The sequence below is a fragment of the Klebsiella sp. 54 genome (genome assembly GCF_018223875.1).
In the GTDB taxonomy this organism is placed as follows: domain Bacteria; phylum Pseudomonadota; class Gammaproteobacteria; order Enterobacterales; family Enterobacteriaceae; genus Klebsiella; species Klebsiella quasipneumoniae.
The window spans coordinates 760215-784958 of the sequence record NZ_JAGRRA010000002.1 but is presented as its reverse complement, the minus strand read 5'-3'; the positions used below and the strand labels follow the sequence as shown (position 1 = coordinate 784958).

General features: G+C 57.8%; 17 protein-coding genes. 8 read left to right on the top strand and 9 right to left on the bottom strand.

Features of this window, described 5'->3' with window-relative positions:
• Positions 1-113: 113 nt before the first annotated feature.
• The 3 genes from focA (at position 114) to pflA (ending at position 4237) form a co-directional block, all read left to right on the top strand.
• Complete coding sequence (focA, locus tag KHQ24_RS05390; RefSeq protein WP_004201380.1) at positions 114-971, top strand: formate transporter FocA; 858 nt, start codon at positions 114-116, stop codon at positions 969-971.
• A gap of 51 nt (positions 972-1022) precedes the next feature.
• The gene (pflB, locus tag KHQ24_RS05385) at positions 1023-3305 is read left to right on the top strand and encodes a formate C-acetyltransferase (RefSeq protein ID WP_004201379.1); all 2283 of its coding nucleotides are present in this window, start codon (positions 1023-1025) and stop codon (positions 3303-3305) included.
• A gap of 191 nt (positions 3306-3496) precedes the next feature.
• Positions 3497-4237 carry a pyruvate formate lyase 1-activating protein gene (gene pflA, locus KHQ24_RS05380; protein ID WP_002898145.1) on the top strand — a complete coding sequence of 247 codons (741 nt, stop codon included), beginning with the start codon at positions 3497-3499 and terminating at the stop codon, positions 4235-4237.
• Positions 4238-4399: 162 nt separating this feature from the next.
• Here pflA and KHQ24_RS05375 read toward each other — a convergent pair whose 3' ends face one another.
• From KHQ24_RS05375 to lrp, 9 genes are all read right to left on the bottom strand, one after another.
• Positions 4400-5548, bottom strand: a complete 1149-nt coding sequence (locus KHQ24_RS05375; RefSeq protein WP_004201378.1) for an MFS transporter — start codon at positions 5546-5548, stop codon at positions 4400-4402.
• 274 nt (positions 5549-5822) lie between these two features.
• Positions 5823-6686 (bottom strand): dimethyl sulfoxide reductase anchor subunit family protein, encoded by an 864-nt coding sequence (locus tag KHQ24_RS05370; RefSeq protein ID WP_064187632.1) that lies wholly within the window; start codon positions 6684-6686, stop codon positions 5823-5825.
• Position 6687: 1 nt separating this feature from the next.
• Positions 6688-7305 (bottom strand): DMSO/selenate family reductase complex B subunit, encoded by a 618-nt coding sequence (locus KHQ24_RS05365; protein WP_004201375.1) that lies wholly within the window; start codon positions 7303-7305, stop codon positions 6688-6690.
• A gap of 10 nt (positions 7306-7315) precedes the next feature.
• Positions 7316-9754, bottom strand: coding sequence for a dimethylsulfoxide reductase subunit A (dmsA, locus tag KHQ24_RS05360; protein ID WP_135683018.1), 2439 nt, complete (start codon positions 9752-9754; stop codon positions 7316-7318).
• 198 nt (positions 9755-9952) lie between these two features.
• Positions 9953-11245 carry a serine--tRNA ligase gene (serS, locus tag KHQ24_RS05355; protein ID WP_004201371.1) on the bottom strand — a complete coding sequence of 431 codons (1293 nt, stop codon included), beginning with the start codon at positions 11243-11245 and terminating at the stop codon, positions 9953-9955.
• A 91-nt stretch (positions 11246-11336) separates the two neighbouring features.
• Complete coding sequence (gene rarA, locus KHQ24_RS05350; protein WP_211777149.1) at positions 11337-12680, bottom strand: replication-associated recombination protein RarA; 1344 nt, start codon at positions 12678-12680, stop codon at positions 11337-11339.
• 8 nt (positions 12681-12688) lie between these two features.
• Positions 12689-13300: an outer membrane lipoprotein chaperone LolA gene (gene lolA, locus KHQ24_RS05345; RefSeq protein ID WP_004201368.1), complete on the bottom strand. Its 612-nt coding sequence runs from the start codon at positions 13298-13300 to the stop codon at positions 12689-12691.
• 122 nt (positions 13301-13422) lie between these two features.
• Entirely contained in the window at positions 13423-17688 is a 4266-nt protein-coding gene (gene ftsK, locus KHQ24_RS05340) for a DNA translocase FtsK (protein ID WP_135683016.1), read from the bottom strand.
• Positions 17689-17823: 135 nt separating this feature from the next.
• Positions 17824-18318 carry a leucine-responsive transcriptional regulator Lrp gene (gene lrp / locus KHQ24_RS05335; RefSeq protein WP_000228469.1) on the bottom strand — a complete coding sequence of 165 codons (495 nt, stop codon included), beginning with the start codon at positions 18316-18318 and terminating at the stop codon, positions 17824-17826.
• Positions 18319-18850: 532 nt separating this feature from the next.
• Between lrp and trxB the strand changes: the two genes are divergently transcribed.
• From trxB to infA, 5 genes are all read left to right on the top strand, one after another.
• Positions 18851-19819: a thioredoxin-disulfide reductase gene (trxB, locus tag KHQ24_RS05330; RefSeq protein ID WP_004201366.1), complete on the top strand. Its 969-nt coding sequence runs from the start codon at positions 18851-18853 to the stop codon at positions 19817-19819.
• A 114-nt stretch (positions 19820-19933) separates the two neighbouring features.
• On the top strand, positions 19934-21700 hold the full coding sequence (cydD, locus tag KHQ24_RS05325) for a heme ABC transporter permease/ATP-binding protein CydD (protein WP_108433004.1): 1767 nt from the start codon (positions 19934-19936) through the stop codon (positions 21698-21700).
• Positions 21701-23422: a heme ABC transporter ATP-binding protein/permease CydC gene (gene cydC, locus KHQ24_RS05320; RefSeq protein ID WP_135683014.1), complete on the top strand. Its 1722-nt coding sequence runs from the start codon at positions 21701-21703 to the stop codon at positions 23420-23422.
• Positions 23423-23461: 39 nt separating this feature from the next.
• Complete coding sequence (gene aat / locus KHQ24_RS05315) at positions 23462-24166, top strand: leucyl/phenylalanyl-tRNA--protein transferase (protein WP_053810603.1); 705 nt, start codon at positions 23462-23464, stop codon at positions 24164-24166.
• 350 nt (positions 24167-24516) lie between these two features.
• A complete protein-coding gene (gene infA / locus KHQ24_RS05310) occupies positions 24517-24735 on the top strand; it encodes a translation initiation factor IF-1 (RefSeq protein WP_001040187.1) in 219 nt (72 codons plus the stop codon).
• The last annotated feature ends 9 nt before the right edge of the window (positions 24736-24744 follow it).

Genomic DNA, 24744 nt, shown 5'->3' with positions numbered 1-24744 from the left:
AAACCACACACTAAAAAGGCATATAGTTCCGGTGAGATATGATCTATATCAATTTCCCTTCTATAATGCTTTGTTAGTATCTCACCGCCAACTTATATAAAGAGAGAGTTAGTGTGAAAGCTGACAACCCTTTTGATCTTTTGCTCCCTGCCGCGATGGCGAAAGTCGCCGAAGAAGCAGGTGTCTATAAAGCAACGAAGCATCCGATGAAGACCTTTTATCTGGCGATCACCGCTGGCGTTTTCATCTCCATCGCTTTCGTATTCTATATCACCGCGACCACCGGCACTGCCGCGATGCCTTATGGGATTGCCAAGCTTATCGGTGGGGTCTGTTTTTCCCTGGGTCTGATTCTGTGCGTTATCTGCGGCGCTGACCTCTTTACCTCTACGGTATTGATCGTGGTGGCGAAAGCCAGCGGTCGAATTACCTGGGGGCAACTGGCAAAAAACTGGCTCAACGTCTATTTTGGTAACCTGGTGGGCGCACTGCTGTTTGTGCTGCTGATGTGGTTATCAGGCGAATATATGACTGCCAACGGCGGTTGGGGGCTTAATGTCCTGCAGACCGCTGACCACAAAATGCACCATACTTTTGTGGAGGCCGTGAGCCTGGGTATCCTCGCTAACCTGATGGTTTGTCTCGCCGTATGGATGAGCTATTCCGGTCGTAGCCTGATGGATAAAGCGATGATCATGGTCCTGCCGGTAGCGATGTTCGTTGCCAGCGGCTTTGAGCACAGCATCGCCAACATGTTTATGATCCCGATGGGTATCGTAATCCGCAACTTTGCAAGCCCGGAATTCTGGACCGCAATCGGTTCGACTCCGGAAAGTTTCTCTCACTTGACCGTTATGAACTTCATCACTGATAACCTGATTCCGGTAACTATCGGGAACATTATCGGCGGGGGTCTGCTGGTCGGGTTGACATACTGGGTCATTTACCTGCGTGGCAACGACCATCACTAAGGGTTGTTTCAGGCAGTAAATAAAAAATCCACTTAAGAAGGTAGGTGTTACATGTCCGAGCTTAATGAAAAGTTAGCCACAGCCTGGGAAGGTTTTGCGAAAGGTGACTGGCAGAATGAAGTCAACGTCCGTGACTTTATTCAGAAAAACTACACCCCATATGAAGGCGACGAATCCTTCCTGGCTGGCGCGACTGAAGCGACCACCAAGCTGTGGGACACCGTAATGGAAGGTGTAAAACAGGAAAACCGCACTCACGCGCCTGTTGATTTTGACACTGCCCTGGCTTCCACCATCACCTCTCACGACGCAGGCTATATCGAGAAAGGTCTGGAAAAAATCGTTGGTCTGCAGACCGAAGCGCCGCTGAAACGTGCGATCATCCCGTTTGGTGGTATTAAAATGGTTGAAGGTTCCTGCAAAGCGTACAATCGCGAACTGGACCCGATGCTGAAAAAAATCTTCACCGAGTACCGTAAAACTCACAACCAGGGCGTTTTCGACGTCTATACTCCGGACATCCTGCGCTGCCGTAAATCCGGCGTACTGACCGGTCTGCCGGATGCTTACGGCCGTGGTCGTATCATCGGTGACTACCGTCGCGTTGCGCTGTACGGTATCGACTTCCTGATGAAAGACAAATTCGCCCAGTTCAACTCTCTGCAAGCGAAACTGGAAAGCGGCGAAGATCTGGAAGCGACCATCCGTCTGCGTGAAGAAATTGCTGAACAGCACCGTGCGCTGGGCCAGATCAAAGAGATGGCGGCTAAATATGGCTACGACATCTCCGGTCCGGCAACCACCGCTCAGGAAGCTATCCAGTGGACCTACTTCGGTTACCTGGCTGCCGTGAAATCTCAGAACGGCGCGGCAATGTCCTTCGGTCGTACCTCCAGCTTCCTGGATATCTACATCGAACGTGACCTGCAGGCGGGTAAAATCACCGAGCAAGACGCGCAGGAAATGGTTGACCACCTGGTCATGAAACTGCGTATGGTTCGCTTCCTGCGTACCCCGGAATACGATGAACTGTTCTCCGGCGACCCGATTTGGGCAACGGAATCCATCGGCGGTATGGGCGTTGACGGCCGTACTCTGGTGACCAAAAACAGCTTCCGCTTCCTGAACACCCTGTACACCATGGGGCCGTCTCCGGAGCCGAACATCACTATCCTGTGGTCTGAAAAACTGCCGCTGAGCTTCAAGAAATTCGCGGCTAAAGTGTCCATCGATACCTCTTCTCTGCAGTATGAGAACGATGACCTGATGCGTCCGGACTTCAATAACGACGACTACGCTATCGCATGCTGCGTAAGCCCGATGGTTGTTGGTAAGCAAATGCAGTTCTTCGGTGCTCGCGCCAACCTCGCGAAAACCATGCTGTACGCTATCAACGGCGGCGTGGATGAAAAACTGAAAATGCAGGTGGGTCCGAAATCTGAACCGATCAAAGGCGACGTCCTGAACTTCGACGAAGTCATGGAGCGCATGGATCACTTCATGGACTGGCTGGCTAAACAGTACGTCACTGCGCTGAACATCATCCACTACATGCACGACAAGTACAGCTACGAAGCCTCTCTGATGGCGCTGCACGACCGTGACGTTATCCGCACCATGGCGTGTGGTATCGCGGGTCTGTCCGTTGCTGCTGACTCCCTGTCTGCTATCAAATATGCGAAAGTTAAACCGATTCGTGACGAAGACGGTCTGGCTGTTGACTTCGAAATCGAAGGCGAATATCCGCAGTTTGGTAACAACGATGCTCGCGTCGATGACATGGCCGTTGACCTGGTTGAACGTTTCATGAAGAAAATTCAGAAACTGCACACCTACCGCAACGCGATTCCGACTCAGTCTGTTCTGACCATCACCTCTAACGTGGTATATGGTAAGAAAACCGGTAACACCCCAGACGGTCGTCGCGCTGGCGCGCCGTTCGGACCAGGTGCTAACCCGATGCACGGTCGTGACCAGAAAGGCGCTGTTGCCTCTCTGACCTCCGTAGCGAAACTGCCGTTTGCTTACGCGAAAGATGGTATCTCTTACACCTTCTCTATCGTACCGAACGCACTGGGTAAAGATGACGAAGTTCGTAAGACCAACCTGGCGGGTCTGATGGATGGTTACTTCCACCACGAAGCGTCCATCGAAGGTGGTCAGCACCTGAACGTGAACGTGATGAACCGCGAAATGCTGCTCGACGCGATGGAAAATCCGGAAAAATATCCGCAGCTGACCATCCGCGTATCTGGCTACGCTGTACGTTTTAACTCCCTGACTAAAGAACAGCAGCAGGACGTTATTACCCGTACCTTCACTCAGACCATGTAATTCCCTGTCTGACTGAAAAAGCGTACAATAAAGGCCCCACATCAGTGGGGCCTTTTTAACAAGCAATCCCCGCCCTAGCCTGCTTTGCCAGTTATCTATACTTTGGGTATCTGTCAAAACAGACTCGACACAGCCGCTGAGCTGTGCACCAACACGGCCCCGGATGGGCCACATCTGGAGAAAACACCGCAATGTCAGTTATTGGTCGCATTCACTCCTTTGAATCCTGTGGCACCGTTGATGGCCCGGGCATCCGCTTTATTACCTTTTTCCAGGGCTGCCTGATGCGTTGCCTGTACTGCCATAACCGTGATACATGGGATACCCACGGCGGCAAAGAAATCACCGTTGAAGAGCTCATGAAAGAGGTGGTGACCTATCGTCACTTTATGAATGCTTCCGGCGGCGGCGTCACCGCATCGGGCGGTGAGGCGATCCTGCAGGCGGAGTTTGTTCGCGACTGGTTCCGCGCCTGTAAGAAAGAAGGTATTCATACCTGTCTCGATACCAACGGCTTTGTCCGTCGCTACGATCCGGTTATCGACGAACTGCTGGAGGTAACAGACCTGGTGATGCTGGATCTCAAGCAGATGAATGATGAGATTCACCAGAACCTGGTCGGCGTCTCTAACCATCGTACGCTGGAATTCGCCCAGTATCTGGCGAAGAAGAATATCAATGTCTGGATCCGCTACGTGGTGGTTCCGGGCTGGTCAGACGATGATGACTCCGCACACCGCCTGGGCGAATTTACCCGCGATATGGGCAATGTCGAAAAAATCGAGCTGCTGCCCTACCATGAGCTGGGCAAACACAAATGGGTAGCAATGGGCGAAGAATACAAGCTGGACGGCGTCCATCCGCCGAAGAAAGAGACCATGGAGCGGGTAAAAGGCATCCTTGAGCAGTATGGTCATAAAGTGATGTACTAATCCCACCCGGGCCGGTGAAGCACCTATGCCGGCCTGCAACGGCGTGGGAAGCCGTGTCCGTCCAGCCATTGCCTTCTCATGCAAAGCGACAGGTTGGTTCTGCAGCAGTAAAAATAGGTAATTGAAACGGATGACGCGCAGCATACGCTGCGCGTTACAGGATCAGGCGTGCGCCACCGGCGTTGGATGATGCCCGGCTTTGCGCAGCAGGGTCAGCAGATAGATAAACGACACGCTGGCGATCATGATAAACAGCAGGTTATCCGAGAAGTTCTGCATCAGCATCGCCGTCAGCGTCGGGCCCAGCAGGCTGCCGATGGTATAGCTCATCAGCAGCGCCTGGTTCATCGCTACCAGCTGATGGTGCTCCACTTTCTCACAGGCCCAGGCCATCGCCACCGGATACAGCGTGAAACCGGATGCCCCAAGCACAAACAGCGCCGGCGCCATTGCCGCCTGGCTGAGCATCGCCAGACATCCCAGAATCACCACAAAAACCTGCACCCGCAGCACCAGCAGGCGACCGTAGCGGTCTGCCAGCCGCCCTACCGGCCATTGGCCGAGGATCCCCGCGCTCACCATCACCGCCATCCAGAAGCCAATGCCGGCGTCGCTGACGCCCTGATGGTTTAGCCACAGCGGCATAAGACCATAAAGCGAGCCGAGGACAATCCCCGAGATAATGCAGCCATTGACCCCGTGGCGCGCCTGGCGCAGCTTAAGCATCGGCCAGATCCGTACCGTTTCATGCGGCTCTTCGGCCTGCCCCATAATGCGGGTAAACAGCAGCGGCAGGATCGCCGCCAGCGCCAGGCCCGTCACCCACGGCAGGACGCTCATTAAATCAGTGGGTAGTTTACTGACCATCAGCTGGCCCAGTACGGTACCAACGTAATAAACCATCATGTACGCCGCCAGCAGACGACCGCGGCTGCGAGAAGTGCCGCTGCAGACCAGCGCGCTTTCCACTACCACCCAAATCATCGCGCAGCCTACGCCGGCGATAAACCGCCAGCTCAGCCACGTCCAGAAGCCCACGGTGATCCCCAGCCCTACGCAGCCGACGGCGAAGATTAACGACGCGAGATAATAGCTGCGGTTAAACCCCAGGCGCTTGATCACCCAGCCGGCAAGCAACGTACCGGCCAGGTTGCCGGTAAAATAAGATGACCCCACCATGCCGACCTGCCAGGTTGGCATATTTTCATGGGCGAGCCACAGCGGGACGAGCGTATTCAGCACCGCTATCGCCAGGGTCAGTAAAAGCAGGCCACAGAGCAGCATTTGCACTGGCCGGGTGTAGATGGTCATGGGTAAAAACCGTGAGGAATGTTCAGATCGCGAGCGCATCATGCCACCGCTAAAAACATTGTCAATCCACCTGAAATCAAGCCTGACGCGGTTTTGCAGGGCACGATAGAAGTTTTTTATCCACAGAAGGGGGAAAGGTGAGGCAACAAATAATACGCTATTGTTTTTCTTAATTTATTAATAAATCCCTGCGTTAATTTCAGTCGAAAAATTTCATCTATCAACAGCACGTTTTCATCATGCCGGCACGCCTGCGCCGGCATGATGAGGCTGATTAACTGGCGATAGCCATCCCGACGGTCATATGCAGACCATAGAATACGCCGCGGCCAATCATCTCTCCCGCCAGCACCAGAACAAACGCCAGGCCGAGCAGCGAGAGCGCCGGCTTGCGGCCGCGAATCTGCGGCACGCACCAGCAGGCCAGGGCCAGCGCCAGCAGCACCACGCGCCAGGCCATAAGCAGCCCATAATCCGGCACCAGGGCGGAGGCCTGCTGAATTGAGCTGCGGATAGTGGCGAGTTCACTCCCCTGCATCAGGACCACCACAATACTCGCCAGCAGCGCCAGCAAAGTGACCACCGGCAGCAGGCGCATCGCCCAACCGTCGACGCCTGCGACGCGCAGCAGCAGATAGCCCAGCAGCGGGCCGCCGATAAACAGCGTCAGGAAGAAGCTCAGCGGCGTCCAGACGGTATACCAGGTCGGCACCGTGTCGATGGTGTTATAGACCCGCACCATCATCCAGACGAAGATCACCCCCAGCGCCATGGTCACTACCAGCCACAGGCTACGCAGTCCGGCAGGCAGCTTTTTGCACACGGCCAGCAGCCAGCCAATCCCGCCAATGGCGAAGAAGATCGCCCCGCTGGCTATCTCATTACTCAGCGACGAGGCCCCCACGCGATTGAGCGAATTAAAGGCCCGCAGCGGCGAACCGAGGTGCATTGTCGAGGCGATAAACCCGACCCCCATCAATACCCACAGGCCGAACATGCTACCTACCACGCGCTGCTCCTGCTCACGGGAAAGCTTGCCCGTCATCAGCGCCAGCGCCAGGACGATGAAGCCGCCCGCGACGCACTGGCCGAAGACCGTAAAGATCATCAGCGGCCATTCATGCCATCCGTTTCCCATCTCACACCTCCTTCGGGTTCGCCAGGTAACCAGTGGTATCGCCACACGGCCGGGCATTGGCGTTAGGTTTGATCACGATGCTCGGCCGGGTAAAGTGCGCCGAAGGCAGCGGCGCCACCGCCGCCAGCTGGCCGTGCTTAGCGCGTAGTTCGGCAATCGGCCCGAAATCGAGCGCCCGCAACGGGCAGGACTCGACGCAGATCGGCTTTTTCCCTTCGGCGACGCGCTCGTGGCAGCCGTCGCACTTAGTCATATGGCCTTTATCGGCGTTATACTGCGGCGCGCCGTACGGACAGGCCATATGGCAGTAACGGCAGCCAATGCAGACCTCTTCGTTGACCACCACAAAACCGTCTTCGCGCTTGTGCATCGCACCGCTCGGGCAGACTTTGGTGCAGGCTGGATCTTCACAGTGGTTACAGGCGATGGAGAGGTAATAGGCGAACACGTTCTGATTCCAGACGCCGTTATCCTCCTGCCAGTCGCCGCCGGCATATTCATAGATGCGGCGGAAGCTGACCTCCGGGGTCAGATTTTTGTAGTCCTTACAGGCCAGTTCGCAGGTCTTGCAACCGGTGCAACGGGCGGAATCAATAAAAAATCCATACTGAGTTGTCATCGGTTACTCCTTACAGCTTCTCAACCTGGACGAGGTTGGTATGCGACGGGTTGCCCTTCGCCAGCGGCGAGGGGCGCTGGGTGGTCAGCACGTTGATGCTGCCCGCCTGATCCACACGCGAGGCGTCCGGGTTATACCATGCCCCTTCCCCCAGCGCGACCACGCCGGGCATCATGCGTGGGGTCACCTTCGCTTCGATATGCACTTCCCCACGGTCGTTGAAGATGCGAATGCGATCGCCGTTGGCAATGCCGCGCTGGCGGGCATCGATCGGGTTAATCCACATCTCCTGCCGACAGGCGGCCTTCAGTACATCGACGTTGCCGTAGGTTGAGTGAACGCGTGATTTATAGTGAAAACCGGTCAGTTGTAGCGGGTATTTTGCCGTCAGCGGATCGTTGTAGTTTTCGAAGCCCGGGGTGTATATCGGCAGCGGATCGATAACATCCCCTTCCGGCAGCTCCCAGGTGGCGGCGATTTTCGCCAGATCCTGCGAGTAAATTTCGATCTTGCCCGAAGGCGTGGTCAGCGGATTAGCCTGCGGATCCTCACGGAAGGCTTTGTAGGCCACATGATGACCTTGCGGATCGCGCTGCTTATAGATGCCCTGCTGACGGAAGGTGTCGAAATCCGGCAGGTCGGGAATCGCTTTGCGCGACTGCTCATACAGATAGCGCATCCAGCCTTCCTGGGTACGGCCTTCGGTAAATTTCTCCTCGACGCCAAGGCGCTTCGCCAGCTCGCTGGTCATCTCATAGATGGTTTTACATTCGAAACGCGGCTTAATGGCCTGGTCGGCAAAGATGACGTAGGACATGTTGCCGCAGGAGGCATCTAGCGCGAAATCCATCTGCTCAGAGGCGGTGCAGTCCGGCAGCAGAATATCGGCGTATTTCGCTGACGAGGTCATATGACAGTCGATGACCACAATCATCTCGCACTTCTTATCGTCCTGCAGGATTTCGTGGGTGCGGTTGATCTCAGAGTGCTGGTTGATCAGGCAGTTGCCCGCATAGTTCCAGATCATTTTGATCGGCACATCGAGCTTATCTTTGCCACGTACCCCATCGCGCAGGGCGGTCATTTCCGGGCCGCGCTCAATCGCATCGGTCCACATAAACATCGAGATGCTGGTCTGAACCGGATTCTCCAGCGTCGGCATACGTTCAAACGGCAGGCTGTAGGAGCCCTCGCGCGCGCCGCTATTGCCGCCGTTGATCCCGACGTTACCGGTCAGAATGGCGAGCATCGCGATAGCCCGGGTGGCGATTTCGCCGTTGGCATGACGCTGCGGCCCCCAGCCCTGGCTGATATAGGCCGGTTTAGCGGTGGCAATTTCCCGCGCCAGTTTAACAATGCGTTCGCGCGGAATACCGGTAATGGTCGAGGCCCACTCCGGCGTTTTGGCGATACCGTCAGTGCCCTCGCCAAGAATATAAGCTTTGTAATGACCATTGGCTGGCGCACCGGCGGGCAGCGTTTTCTCGTCGTATCCCACGCAGTATTTATCGAGGAACGGCTGATCGACCAGATTCTCGGTGATCATCACCCACGCCAGACCCGATACCAGCGCCGCATCGGTGCCGGGGCGAATCGGGATCCATTCATCTTCGCGTCCGGCGCCGGTGTCGGTATAGCGCGGATCGATAATGATCATCCTGGCATTGGATTTCTGGCGCGCCTGCTCAAGATAGTAGGTCACCCCGCCGCCGCTCATCCGCGTTTCCCCGGGGTTGTTGCCGAACAGCACTACCAGCTGGCTGTTTTCAATATCCGACGGGCTGTTGCCATCTGCCCAGCCGCCGTAGGTGTAATTCAACCCGGCAGCAATCTGCGCGGATGAATAGTCGCCGTAATGATTGAGATACCCGCCGCAGCAGTTCATCAGACGGGCAATCAGGGTTTTCCCCGGCGGCCAGGAGCGGGTCAGCGTGCCACCCAGCGTGCCGGTGCCGTAGTTCAGATAGATGGACTCGTTGCCGTAATCTTTAATCAGCCGCTGCGTCGTGCTGGCAATGATATCGAATGCCTCATCCCAGCTGATTTGCTCGAATTTACCCTCACCGCGTTTACCTACGCGCTTCATGGGGTATTTCAGCCGATCGGGGTTATAAACCCGGCGGCGCATAGAACGTCCGCGCAGGCAGGCGCGCACCTGATGCAGGCCGTCATAGTTATCGTCACCGGTATTATCGGTTTCAACGTATTTAATCGCGCCATCCACCACGTGCATGCGCAGCGGGCAGCGGCTACCGCAGTTGACGGTGCATGCGCTCCAGACCACCTTCTCACTGGCCGGGGCTGGCGTGTCGGCGGCATGGGCCATACGGGAAAAGGGTAACGTTAGTGCGTTGCTGGCCAGCGCCAGGCCGCCTATTGCCGTGGTTTTCATCAGACCACGGCGGCTTACCTCAGCAGCCAGTAAAGCATCGGGGGCTTTAATTTTCATGGATACTCGCTTTGGTTGCTCACAATAAACTGATAAGCGCTATATAGTCATATATATAATGCTTTGAAATATTATTGATTTTTTATGCTGATTTAATCCAAAGGGAGTATCACTGCATTCGCGGAAGGGATTATTGCCCGGTATCAATAAGGGTGTAAAAAAAGCGCCCGCAGGCGCTTTTAAGGGAGATGGTAAAAATTAACCAATATATTCGAGGCCGCGCATATACGGGCGCAGGATTTCCGGGATCTCGATACGGCCATCGGCCTGCTGATAGTTTTCCATCAGCGCCACCAGCGTACGACCAACCGCCAGTCCAGAACCATTCAGGGTATGAACGAGACGGGTCTTCTTGTCGGACTTGCTACGGCAGCGAGCCTGCATACGACGCGCCTGGAAATCCCAGACGTTAGAGCAGGAAGAGATCTCACGGTAGGTGTTCTGCGCCGGAACCCACACTTCGAGGTCATAGGTTTTGCAGGCGCTGAAGCCCATATCGCCGGTGCACAGCGCGACCTTACGGTACGGCAGGCCCAGCAGCTGCAGCACTTTCTCGGCGTGGCCGGTCATCTCTTCCAGCGCCGCCATGGAGTCTTCCGGACGGACAATCTGCACCATCTCAACTTTATCGAACTGGTGCATACGGATCAGACCGCGGGTGTCGCGACCATAAGAACCCGCTTCGGAACGGAAGCACGGCGTATGGGCGGTCATTTTGATCGGCAGATCGTCTTCATCGATAATTTCATCACGCACCAGGTTGGTCAGCGGCACTTCCGCCGTCGGGATCAGCGCGTAGTTGCTGCTGTCAGCCTCTTCTTCCAACGGGCGAGTATGGAACAGGTCGCCGGCGAATTTTGGCAGCTGGCCGGTGCCATACAGGGTGTCCTGGTTTACCAGGTACGGGACATAGTTTTCGCTATAGCCATGCTGTTCAGTGTGCAGATCCAGCATGAACTGCGCCAGGGCGCGGTGCAGACGGGCCAGCTGGCCTTTCATCACCACGAAGCGCGAACCAGTGAGCTTAACGGCGGCGGCAAAATCCAGCCCGCCGTGCATTTCACCCAGCGTCACGTGATCGCGCACGTCAAAATCGAACTGGCGCGGCGTGCCCCAGCGGCTGACTTCAACGTTGTCGTTTTCGTCACGGCCAACCGGCACGTCATCGTGAGGAATATTCGGGATCGCCAGCGCGATATCGCGGATTTCCGCCAGCAGCGCTTCCAGCTCGGATTTTGCGGCATCCAGCTGTTCGCCGAGTTTGTTCACTTCCAGGCGTAATGGCTCGATGTCTTCCCCGCGCGCTTTCGCCTGGCCAATGGATTTCGATCGGGAGTTGCGCTCCGCCTGCAGGTTTTCCGTTTGCACCTGCAGAACTTTACGACGCTCTTCAAGCGCGCGAAGTTTATCTACATCCAGCTTAAAGCCCCGGCGTGCCAGTTTTTCTGCGACTGCGTCTGGCTCGGTACGCAGCAGATTGGGATCGAGCATGCTTATCCTGTGCTTATCGAATTAAAAAAAGAAAAGTGGCCGCAGGCTACGGCCACGGAAATAGTGTAATAACCTTACCGCAACGCCTCAATTAGCGGTAGCGTTTTATCGGGCTATTTTGATCCTGTTCAGCGAGCCAGGCGAGCTTTTCGCCAATTTTGCCCTCAAGCCCCCGGTTTGTCGGGTGATAATAGCGCGTTTGCGCCATTTCCTGCGGGAAGTACTGCTCGCCGGCGGCGTAGGCGTTAGGTTCGTCATGAGCGTAGCGATACTCCTGCCCGTAGCCCATCTCTTTCATCAGCTTCGTCGGCGCATTGCGCAGATGCACCGGAACGTCATAGTCCGGACGGTCTCGCGCATCGGCCAGCGCCGCTTTAAAGGCGGTGTAGACCGCATTGCTCTTCGGCGCGCAGGCCAGATAGACAATAGCCTGGGCAATCGCCCGTTCGCCTTCCGCCGGCCCGACGCGGGTGAAGCAGTCCCACGCCGATATGGCCACCTGCATCGCCCGCGGATCGGCGTTGCCGACGTCTTCCGAGGCAATCGCCAGACAACGGCGGGCAACATACAGCGGATCGCCCCCGGCGGTGATGATCCGCGCGTACCAGTAAAGCGCCGCGTCCGGCGCGCTACCGCGCACCGACTTATGCAGGGCGGAAATCAAATCGTAGAAACGGTCGCCTTTATTATCAAAGCGCGCGCTGCGCTCGCCGGCGATCTCGGTCAGCAGTTCCGCCTTCAGCACCCGCTTGCCCGCATCATCGCTCTCGGCCATATCGGCCATCATTTCCAGGGTATTCAGCGCCCGCCGCGCGTCGCCGTTTACCAGTTCGGCGATGGCCCTGCGGGTCTCATCCGGCAAAACGATATCCCGGCCGCCGTAGCCGCGGGTTTTATCGTTCATCGCCTGGTCAAGCACCCGCTCGATATCGTCGGTAGTGAGCGATTTCAGTAAATAGACGCGGGCGCGGGAGAGCAGCGCTGAGTTAAGCTCAAAGGAAGGGTTTTCGGTGGTCGCGCCAATAAAAGTGATAGTGCCATCTTCAATATGCGGCAGAAAGGCATCCTGCTGGCTTTTATTGAAGCGATGCACTTCGTCAACAAACAGAATCGTTCGTCGGCCGGCGTTGCGATTCTGCCGCGCGCGCTCAATGGCCTCGCGGATCTCTTTCACCCCGGAGGTCACCGCCGAGATCCTTTCGACATCGGCGCTGGCATAACGGGCGATAACTTCCGCCAGGGTAGTCTTGCCGGTACCCGGCGGCCCCCAGAGGATCATCGAATGCAGGTGCCCGGCTTCGATCGCCCGCGGCAGGGGTTTACCCGGCGCCAGCAGGTGCTGCTGGCCAATATACTGCGCTAAATTTTCTGGCCGCATGCGAGCGGCCAGAGGTTGAAACGCGTTGTCGGAAAAATCGAGCGACAGATTGCTCACTTTCGCCTCTACTTACGTTGATCGTCCACCGTCACCCCTTTCGGCGGCGTAAAGGTGAACTTAGATGCGTCGACGGCGCCGTTCTGCTGCGATTTCAGCTGATAGCTGCTGCGCTGATCGTCCTGCTCGACGGCGCTGAACTGATGGATGGTGCCGTCCCGACCGACGTTGATCGTGAACTGCTTCAGGTTGCCGCTGCCGCTTTTCGGCGTCAGCACAAAATCATCGCCGTTTTGTTTGATATTGTACTGCTGCCAGTCGCTGGACTGGTTGCGGGCAATCAGCATAAACGGCGTGTTGCTAGTGGCGTCTTTCAGCCAGGTCGCCGTGGCCTGCTCGACGAACGGGTTATAGAACCACAGGGTTTTACCATCCGAAACGAGGACGCTCTCATCCGGCTGGGTCATATGCCAGTTAAACAGATTCGGGCGTTTTACCCACAGGTCGCCCTGTCCGTCCTGCACGGCGTTGCCGCTGCCGTCGGTGACTTTTTGCGTGAAGCTGGCATGGAAGCTGCTCACTTTATCAAGACGGCTTTTTAAGTCACTGGCCGCATCTGCCCAGACCTGGCTGACGACCATACCAGACAGTAATGCACAGGTGATTGCGAGTTTTTTCATTGTTCTTCCTTAATGTGCGTCACTCCCGACGCGGGAGCCTCTTCTGCCCCTAATGTAGGACCGCCGACGGCGGCGGGACAGAAGAATTGGCTGATTTTGCGCTTATTTACCCAACTTTGCACTCATTCAAAGGGCGGCGGCGCCAGCACTTCGCGGTTACCGTTATGGCCCTGCTCGCTGACAATACCCTGCGCTTCCATCTGTTCGATGATACGCGCGGCACGGTTATAGCCAATGCGGAACTGGCGCTGCACCCCGGAAATCGACGCTTTACGCTTCTCGGTCACAAAGCTGACCGCCTGATCGAACAGTGGATCCAGCTCTTCACCGCCGTCGAAACCGCCGCCGCCGCCTTCGCTTTCGCTGTCGGAGGTAATGCCGTCAACATACTGCGGACGACCGCGGGCTTTCCAGTCCTGAACCACAGCGTGGACTTCCTGGTCGCGAACAAACGCCCCATGGACGCGCACCGGCGTGGTGGAGTTCGGCCCGGAGTAGAGCATATCCCCCATCCCGAGCAGCGATTCCGCACCGCCCTGATCGAGAATGGTACGCGAGTCAATTTTACTCGACACGGTAAAGGCGATACGCGTCGGAATGTTGGCCTTAATCAGACCGGTAATGACATCCACCGACGGACGCTGCGTCGCCAGCACCAGGTGGATCCCCGCCGCACGCGCTTTCTGCGCCAGGCGAGCGATCAGCTCTTCCACCTTCTTACCGACGGTCATCATCAGGTCGGCGAATTCGTCCACCAGCACCACTATGTACGGTAGCTTTTCCAGTACCGGGTGCACGGCGTCCATACTGTCGCCTGGCTTCCAGTATGGATCCGGGATCGGACGGCCCATGCGTGCCGCTTCAGCAATCTTCTCGTTATAGCCCGCCAGATTTCGTACGCCCAGCGCCGACATTAGCTTGTAGCGACGCTCCATCTCGTTGACGCTCCAGCGCAGCGCATTGGCGGCGTCTTTCATGTCGGTGACCACTTCCGTCAGCAGATGCGGAATACCTTCGTAGACCGACAGCTCGAGCATTTTCGGGTCGATCATAATGAAACGCACATCTTCCGGCTGCGCTTTGTAGAGCATGCTGAGGATCATGGCGTTGACGCCGACTGACTTACCGGAACCGGTGGTACCGGCCACCAGCAGGTGCGGCATTTTCGCCAGATCGGCCACCACCGGATCGCCGGCGATGTCTTTACCCAGCACCACGGTCAGCGGCGACGGGTTATCACGGAACTTGCTGTTGTCGAGCACTTCACGCAGGTAGACGGTCTGGCGCTTTTTATTCGGCAGCTCAAGCCCGACATACGGTTTACCCGGGATCACTTCCACCACGCGCACGGCGACCGTGGACAGCGAACGCGCCAGATCCCGTGACAGGTTAGAGATTCGCGCCGCTTTGACGCCAGGCGCCAGATTCAGTTCGAAACGGGTGATCACCGGCCCCGGCGAGTAGTTCACCACATCCGCTTTAATGCGGAAGTCGGCGAGTCGCGCTTCCACCAGTCGTGCCATCTGCTCAAGAGCAAAGGTATCCACCGGCTCGACTTCACTGGGCGGCGGCGTGAGCAGATCCAGCGACGGCAGCGGCGTTGTCGGCTTTTGCAGCGGTCGACTATCGCCATTGCGCATCAGCAGCGGGTGGATCAGGCTCTCCTGCGGCGCAGGCGCGGCAGGCTGGTGCCCCTGTGGGGCAACCGGCTGTTGCTGCTGCACGGGCTGCGGCGCAGTCTGGTAAGGCTGCTGCGGCACTGGCTGAGGGTGTACCGGCTGGTGCTGCGCAGGTTGATAACCCTGCTGCGGAGCGGCGGCCGGTTGTTGATAGTGCTGGGCTGGCTGCTGCGGCTGTACTTCCGGTGTCGGCGTAAACAGCGGCTCGCTCGGACCCTCATTGACCAGCGTTTTCATCGGCGAGAATTCATAATCCGCCGGCGAGAACGGATTAGCGCCCGGCGGCTGCTCGGAGGCGTAGCGCTGCTGCTGGGTGGCGGCAAACTGGCGCGCCAGCTCCGCTTCCGCCGCGGCATCGGCGTCATCGTCATCAGTCGCGTTATCGTCTTCCCAGCGATGGCCATAGCGCTGCTGTTGAGTGGCGGCGAACTGGCGAGCCAGCTCATCCTGCTCCATAGCATCCGCTTCCTCATCCGAGAGCAGCTCATCATCATAATGGGGGTCGCGCTCGGCCTGCCGCGCGCGCTGTTCAGCTTCCCGCTGCGACGGTAGCTTGATGCCGTAGGAGGCCAGTTCCCGACGCGTCGGGACGCGAACGCGATTTGGCCGCGGTAGTTTTGGACCAATGCCCTCTTTCACCTGGACCCGCGGTCCGCTGGAGGCCGGGCTGAACAATGGCGCTGTCGCTGCGGACGCGGCGGTCGCCGTCTTCGCAGCGGCTGCGCCGCCGCTGGCAGCCGTTGCCTGATGCACTCCTGCCGCCACCGCAGAAACTACGGTTGACTCCACGGGCGGTTTGGACGGCGAGGCGGGCGGCGTCAGCGGTTTGGTGGCGATCGGACTTTCCGGCTCCGGAATAGGCTGATACCAGGAAGCCAGCAGCTCGCGTTCGCGCGCCCGCTTCTCTTCCACTTCCTCGAAATAATAGAGCGGCGGACGTTTCACTTCTTCCTGCACGACCTCAGGCTCTGGCTGCGCGGCAGGTACCGGCGCGGGCTCAGGCTGATACGCCTGCGGCGCAGGCTGACCGGCATGCGGATCGTAAGCCGGCTGCTGATACGGCGCAGGCTCGGGTTGATACCCCTGCGGCGCAGGCTGGACAGCATGCGGATCGTAAACCGGCTGCTGATACGGCGCCGGCTCTGGCTGATACCCCTGCGGCGCAGGCTGAGCAACATGTGGATCGTAAACCGACTGCTGATACGGCGCCGGCTCTGGCTGATACCCCTGCGGCGCAGGCTGGACGGCATGCGGATCGTAAACCGGCTGCTGATACGGCGCAGGCTCAGGCTGATACGCCTGCGGCGCAGGCTGACCGGCATGCGGATCGTAAGTCGGCTGCTGATACGGCGCAGGCTCGGGTTGATACCCCTGCGGAGCCGGCTGACCGGCATACGGATCGTAAACCGGCTGCTGATACGGCGCAGGCTCGGGTTGATACCCCTGCGGCGCAGGCTGGCCGGCATACGGATCGTAAACCGGCTGCTGATACTGCACTGGCTCAGGCTGATACGCCTGCGGTGCCGGCTGACCGGCATGAGGAGCATAAGCAGGCTGCTGATACGGTGCCGGCTCTGGCTGGTAGGGCTGCGGCGGGTAACCAGCTTCCGGCTGATAAACCGGCGCAGCGCCCTGATGACCAGCCGGTGATTCGGCCCACGGCTGCGGCGCGGCAGTGGCCGCCGCCGCTGCGCCCACCGGCTCAGCGATACTCTGGCCGTTCAGCAACGGATCGTAAGGGTCGAAATCGCCCGGGCGCGCGGCGCTGGCGCCGGAGAACAACACATCATTCTCGGCGGGACGCGCGGCGCTGGCGCCGGAAAACAGTACATCGTCGGCGGCAACAGGCGCACCGCTGGCGCTGTACTGCACTGCCTCTTCCCCGTCATCCATCCGTTTGCCGGAGAAAAGCGCCGCGTCGGTTTTACGCCCCATGGGGTTGGTAAACTTCTCAGCGAGACGTTTACGCCGCGCCAGTGCGCTGCGCAAGATACGGGCGCGACGCGACTCCTGGGGGGTTGCCGCCTCTTCGTCGTCGTACTCTTCATCGTCGTCTTCGTATTCGCCTTCATCGACCCAGGTATCATCCCGACGGGTACGATTGCTGGCAAAGGTGAGCACGGACAGGATGCCGCCGCCCAGTTTTTCCGCAATGCTGACCCACGACCAGCCGGTAAACAGCGTCAGGCCGGCCGCCCAGATGCACAACAGCGCAATGGTGCCGCCGCTGCTGTGCAGCAGCGGTTGCAGGGTGGTGCTCAGCAGGCTGCCAATCACCCCGCCAGAGGCGAAGTACCAGATATCATCGGCGTTAATCGCCGCCAGACCGCAGGAGGTCAGGATCAGGGCTAACGCACCGATGAGGCGCAGAGAAACGGCGAAATAATCAATATATTCGTCATTTTCCTGATGCCGCCAGGCAAACCAGCATCCGCCGATGATGATCACCGGGATGGTGTAGGCCATGACGCCAAAAATGAAAAAGAGGGTATCGGCAAGCCACGCGCCGGGGGCGCCGCCTAAATTATGGATAGGCTCATGCCATGCCGTTTGCGACCAGCTTGGGTCCGAGGGGTTAAAGCTCAGTAATGCCGCCATCAGCCAGATGGCGAAGAGGGAGCAAAGGATGAGCATCGCCTCGAGGAGTCGGCGCCCGCTGCTGAGTTTGGTAAGTTTGACTTCTTTGTCTTCGGTGTATTCCTGGCTCAAGAAAGGCTCTCCAGGTATCAGGCTGTTTCCTGCCTGCTGCTAAAACGGACAACAGCGCCGGGTCTCCCCGGCACTGTTGCTGTATGGATTAACAGGAGTGTAATCAAACTACGTCGAGTTTGCACCTGTTCCGTGTTAGCGCGTCTTAATAACCAGACGATTACTTTGCTTGACTTCTTCCATTACCACATAGGTACGGGTGTCGTTAACGCCCGGCAGGCGCAGCAAGGTCTCGCCCAGTAATTTACGATACGCTGACATATCCGGTACGCGGGTTTTCAACAGATAGTCGAAATCACCGGAAACCAGATGACACTCTTGAATTTCTTCAAGTTTTTGCACTGCGGCGTTAAATTGCTCAAACACATCCGGTGCGCCACGATTCAGAGTAATCTCAACAAATACCAGAAGTGATGCATCCAGATAATGCGGGTTGAGCAGCGCCGTATAGCCCTGAATAAAACCCTGTCTTTCAAGACGACGCACACGCTCAAGGCAAGGCGTCGGAGAAAGTCCCACCCGTTTAGAAAGCTCGACGTTAGAAATTCGCCCATCTTTTTGCAATTCATTCAGGATGTTACGATCAATGCGGTCGAGATCTTTGCCAGGGCGCTTCTTGCTATCTACCATTATTATTGTCTCTCTGTATTCCTTCCCTACTCCTGTTCCGGCTCTGTGCCTTCACTGCCAGAGCCCATCCTGTTATTACCCGTACGACATTGGGTAACCCAGGGGTACGTGAGAAGCCCGTTGCCTGACGGCAGTCACCGACATCACGCATGGCGTCTGTCCACACCATGCGTAGATTTCGTTAACCCGGATAAAAATGGCATTTGCGTGCATGAAAATTCGCCGCACGCCAAATACTGCTTTTCTTCTTCCTTGAATGTTTTCGCAAAAGCACAGGGGATTGTCAAAGCAAAACATCGATTTTTAGTACAAGATGCCAGATATTCATCATCTACCCTGGTTGATTCTCATTTTTTCGTCTTATAATTGTCCCGCCAACAGTAGAAATAGTTATATTCCTTGCCGGGAAAATCGCCAATTCATCGGCCGCTTCTATTGCACACATCGTTAACAAAATCGCTGCGCTCTTTTTTTACGACAACAAATTCCCTACAATCCCAGCCCAATGTATGCCAATTATTATGGGGATCTCATGGGCACAGCCAAACACAGTAAACTGCTTATCCTTGGTTCTGGACCTGCGGGATACACCGCGGCGGTCTATGCCGCACGCGCCAACCTGCAGCCGGTGCTGATCACCGGGATGGAAAAAGGCGGTCAGCTGACCACCACGACGGAAGTGGAAAACTGGCCAGGCGATCCGAACGATTTGACCGGTCCGCTGCTGATGGAGCGCATGCACGAGCATGCCACGAAATTTGAAACCGAGATTATTTTCGACCATATCAGCCGCGTCGATCTGCAAAACCGGCCGTTCCGTCTGACCGGCGACAGCGGCGAATACACCTGTGACGCGTTGATTATCGCCACCGGCGCTTCCGCCCGTTACCTGGGCCTGCCTTCCGAAGAAGCCTTCAAGGGCCGCGGCGTTTCCGCCTGCGCCACCTGTGACGGATTCTTCTATCGCAACCAGAAAGTGGCGGTGATCGGCGGCGGCAACACCGCGGTTGAAGAGGCTCTGTATCTGTCAAACATCGCCTCTGAGGTACACCTCATCCACCGTCGCGATTCCTTCCGTGCGGAAAAAATCCTCATCAAACGCCTGATGGACAAAGTGGAAAGCGGCAACATCGTGCTGCATACCGATCGCACCCTCGAAGAGGTGACCGGCGACCAGATGGGCGTCAGCGGCCTGCGTCTGCGCGATACCAAAAACAGCGACAACGTCGAGTCCCTGGAAGTAGCCGGTCTGTTTGTCGCCATCGGCCACAGCCCGAACACCGCCATCTTTGAAGGTCAGCTGGAGCTGGAGAACGGCTACATCAAAGTGCAGTCCGGTATCCATGGCAATGCGACCCAGACCAGCATCCCGGGCGTGTTCGCCGCCGGCGATGTGATGGACCATATTTATCGTCAGGCTATCACCTCCGCCGGCACCGGCTGCATGGCGGCGCTGGACGCTGAACGTTACCTCGACGGTCTGGCTGACGCCTGCAAATAATCTTTACAAGTCAGTAACAAAGGTAAAGAAGGCGACGAAAAGTCGCCTTTATTTTTGCCGCGATGTAACATTGCCGTGCCCAATATTCCGATAACGACACCTGCAAAGCGCGCAATGAATAAAACCCGTCAACAAGAGTTAACTCGCTGGTTAAAACAGCAAAGCATTATCTCCCGTCGCTGGTTGATGATTTCCCGCCTCCTTGGCGTGGCGAGCGGTCTGCTGATCGTGGCGCAGGCCTGGTTCCTGGCGCGGATCCTGCATCGAATGGTGATGGAGAATATTCCTGCGACCGCCCTGCTGCTGCCGCTAACCCTGCTGGTGCTGACCTTTGTGCTGCGCGCCTGGGTGGTCTGGCTGCGTGAACGGGTCGGCTTTCAGGCCGGGCAGCATATTCGCTATGAAATTCGCCGCCAGGTGCTCGACCGCCTCCAGCAGGCGGGCCCGGCGTGGATCCAGGGCAAACCGGCTGGCAGTTGGGCTACGCTTATCCTCGAGCAGATCGACGATATGCATGACTATTATGCCCGCTACCTGCCCCAGATGACGCTGGCGGCCTGCGTACCGCTGCTGATCGTTATCACTATTTTCCCGATTAACTGGGCCGCCGCGTTGATCCTCCTCGGCACCGCCCCGCTGATCCCGCTTTTCATGGCGCTGGTCGGGATGGGCGCCGCCGATGCCAACCGGCGTAACTTCCAGGCGCTGGCCCGCCTCAGCGGCCACTTCCTCGACCGCCTGCGCGGCATGGAAACCCTGCGTATTTTTCACCGCGGTCAGGCCGAAACGGATAATATTCGCGACGCCTCGCAGGATTTTCGCCAACGCACCATGGAAGTCCTGCGCCTGGCGTTCCTCTCCTCCGGGGTACTGGAATTTTTCACCTCGCTCTCCATTGCGCTGGTGGCGGTCTATTTTGGCTTCTCATACCTTGGCGAGCTGAACTTCGGCCACTATGGCGCGGGCGTCACGCTGATGGCGGGCTTCCTGACGCTGATCCTCGCCCCGGAATTTTTCCAGCCGTTACGTGACCTGGGCACCTTCTACCATGCCAAAGCCCAGGCCGTGGGCGCCGCAGACAGCCTGAAAACGTTTATGGAAACCCCATTGACCCAGCTGGAGCGCGGCGAAAAAACCTTAAATGATAATGATCTGATTGGCGTGGAAGCGCGCGACCTGCTGATTAAATCTCCCGAAGGGAAAGTCCTGGCCGGGCCGCTTAACTTTTCACTGCCTGCAGGCGCGCGGGTGGTGCTGGTGGGTCAGAGCGGCTCCGGGAAAAGTTCACTGCTGAACACCCTGCTCGGCTTTTTGCCCTATGAGGGTTCGCTGAAGGTCAATGGCGTGGAGCTGCGCGAGCTGGACGCCGATCGCTGGCGTCGCCTGTTAAGCTGGGTGGGGCAGAATCCCCAGCTTCCTGCCGCCACGCTGCGGGAAAATGTGCTGCTGGCGTGGCCGGAAGCCAGCGATGCCCAGCTTCGACTGGCGCTGGACAAGGCCTGGGTGAGCGAGTTTATCGCTCTGCTGCCGGATGGGATCCATACCGCCGTGGGCGATCAGGCGGGCCGTCTGTCGGTCGGCCAGGCGCAGCGTATCGCGGTCGCCCGCGCGCTGTTGGTGCCGTGCCGCCTGCTGCTGCTGGATGAACCCGCCGCCAGCCTCGACGCCCATAGCGAACAACGGGTCATGCAGGCATTGACCCACGCCTCCACCCAGCAAACCACGCTGCTGGTTACCCATCAGCTTGAGGGACTGGCGGACTGGGATGCCGTCTGGGTGATGCAGGACGGACAGATTATCGAACAAGGCGACTACGCCACGCTGGCCCGCGCCGGCGGGGTCTTCTCGGCGCTGCTGGCCCATCGTCAGGAGGAGATTTAAATGCGCGCGCTCTTACCCTATCTGGCACTGTACAAACGCCACAAATGGATGCTGCTGCTCGGCATCGTACTGGCTATTGTGACCCTGCTGGCCAGTATCGGCCTGCTGACGCTCTCCGGCTGGTTTCTCTCCGCCTCTGCGGTGGTGGGCGTCGCCGGGATCTACAGTTTTAACTATATGCTGCCCGCCGCGGGCGTTCGCGGCGCAGCGATTATCCGGACCGCCGGACGCTACTTCGAGCGTCTGGTCAGCCACGACGCCACCTTCCGCGTGCTACAGCACCTGCGCGTCTTCACCTTCAGCAAACTACTCCCCCTCTCTCCGGCGGGGCTGGCGCGCTTTCGCCAGGGTGAACTGCTCAACCGCGTGGTAGCCGACGTCGACACCCTGGATCATCTCTACCTGCGGGTCATTTCGCCGCTGGTCGGCGCGCTGGTGGTGATTGTGGTGGTGACCTGCGGATTAAGCCTGCTCGATGTCACCCTCGCGCTAACGCTCGGCGGTATCATGCTGGTGACCCTGCTGGTTATGCCGCCGCTGTTCTATCGCGCCGGTAAACCGGCCGGAGAGAGTATGACCCAGCTGCGCGGCCAGTATCGGCAACAGCTTACCGCCTGGCTGCACGGCCAGGCGGAGCTGATGGTGTTTAACGCCAGCGACCGCTATCGCGCGCAAATGGAAAAGACCGAGCTCAGTTGGCAGGAGGCGCAGCGTCGCCAGGCCGAGCTGACCGCGCTTTCGCAGGCGCTGATGCTGTTGATCGGCGGTATCGCCGTGGTGGCCATGCTCTGGCTGGCCTCAGACGGCGTCGGCGGCAACAGTCAGCCCGGGGCGCTGATCGCCCTGTTCGTCTTCTGCGCCCTGGCGGCTTTCGAAGCCCTGGCGCCCGTCACCGGCGCTTTCCAGCATTTAGGTCAGGTGATCGCCTCCGCGCTGCGGATCTCGCAGATCACTGACCAGCAGCCGGAAGTCTCCTTCGTCGAGGGCGAGGCCAGCAAGCCTGCGCAGGTGGCCTTAGCTTTCAGGCAGGTCACCTTCCGCTACCCGCAGCAGCACTCCCCCGCTCTGGAGAACATCTCCCTGCAGATTGCCGCCGGGGAACATATTGCTATTCTTGGCCGAACCGGCTGCGGAAAGTCGACGCTGTTGCAGTTACTCACCCGCGCATGGGATCCGACACAGGGTGAAATATTGCTCAACGACCAGCCGCTGTCCGGGCTCAGCGAAGCCACCCTGCGGCAGTCAATGAGCGTGGTGCCGCAGCGCGTGCACCTGTTCAGCGCCACCCTGCGCGACAACCTGCTGCTGGCGGCGCCTGAGGCTGATGACACTCTGCTCTGCGCCACCCTTGAGAAGGTAGGCCTGGAAAAACTGCTGGAAGATGGCGGACTCAACGGCTGGCTGGGCGAAGGCGGACGCCAGCTTTCCGGCGGCGAACTGCGCCGGCTGGCCATTGCCCGTGCGCTGCTCCACGATGCGCCGCTGATGCTGCTGGACGAACCGACAGAAGGTCTGGATGCGGCCACCGAAAGCCAGATCCTGCATCTGCTGGCGGAAGTCTTACGCGAGAAAACCGTGCTGATGGTCACCCACCGCCTGCGAGGCCTGGCGCGTTTTAATCAGATAATAGTCATGGACAACGGCCAGATAATTGAGCAAGGTAGTCACGCGGAGCTGCTCGCTAAACAGGGCCGGTACTTCCAGTTTAAACAGCGTCTGTAGGCTATTATCTAATTTTTGCTGATGCGTATTGAGGTTAAAATGCGTCTGGTTCAGCTCTCCCGGCATTCTATCGCCTTCCCTTCTCCGGAAGGCGCCCTGCGTGAACCTAACGGCCTGCTGGCGCTCGGCGGCGATCTGAGCCCCGCGCGCCTGCTGATGGCCTATCAGCGTGGTATTTTTCCCTGGTTTTCCCCCGGCGACCCGATCCTCTGGTGGTCGCCCGATCCCCGGGCGGTGCTCTGGCCGGAACAGTTCCATCTCAGCCGCAGCATGAAGCGCTTTCATCAGCGTTCGCCCTACCGCGTCACGCTCAACCACGCCTTTGGCGAGGTGATTGAGGGCTGCGCCAGCGATCGTGACGAAGGCACCTGGATAACCAGCAGCATCGTTCGCGCCTACCACCAGCTGCATGAGCTGGGCCATGCCCACTCCATTGAAGTCTGGCAGGAGAATACTCTGGTGGGGGGAATGTACGGCGTGGCACAGGGGGCGCTGTTCTGCGGCGAGTCGATGTTCAGCCGGGCGGAAAATGCCTCCAAAACCGCGCTGCTGGTATTTTGCCAGGACTTTGCGCAGAGCGGCGGTAAATTAATTGACTGTCAGGTGCTGAACAACCATACCGCATCATTAGGCGCGGTGGATATTCCCCGCCGCGATTATCTGGACTATCTGTCAGTATTACGCAGCTACCGTCTGCCCGAGCGATTTTGGGTACCGCGGGTGCTATTTCCGGGCGGACAATAAAATGTTTTCAGCACATTTTGCGTCAGGATGGTATAATTGCGCGGTAGAGTAGCTTCTGCCTGTTGCCCCGCCGCCGTTTGGGAATAATAAGAGTCAGATAACGCCCATCGTTCTGTCACTCCCCTTTACGTTTGCGCCTGTCACGCGGCATGGCCGTGTGAGTCCCGGGCAATGCGCCAAAACTACTTCGGCGATTCATACCCGTCATATTTCCATTGCCGGCGTGCTGACTGCGCGCCTTGCGGCAAGGTGAATGATTCAGGGTAGACACGTAAAACTTTACTTACATGATGAACTTCGGCATTATCTTGCCGGTTCAAAACTACGGTAGTGATACCCCAGAGGACTAGATGGCCAAAGAAGACAATATTGAAATGCAGGGCACCGTACTTGAAACGTTGCCTAACACTATGTTCCGCGTAGAACTGGAAAACGGTCACGTGGTAACCGCGCATATCTCCGGTAAAATGCGTAAAAACTACATCCGCATTCTGACGGGCGACAAAGTGACTGTTGAGCTGACCCCGTACGACCTGAGCAAAGGCCGCATTGTCTTCCGTAGTCGCTGATTGTTTTCG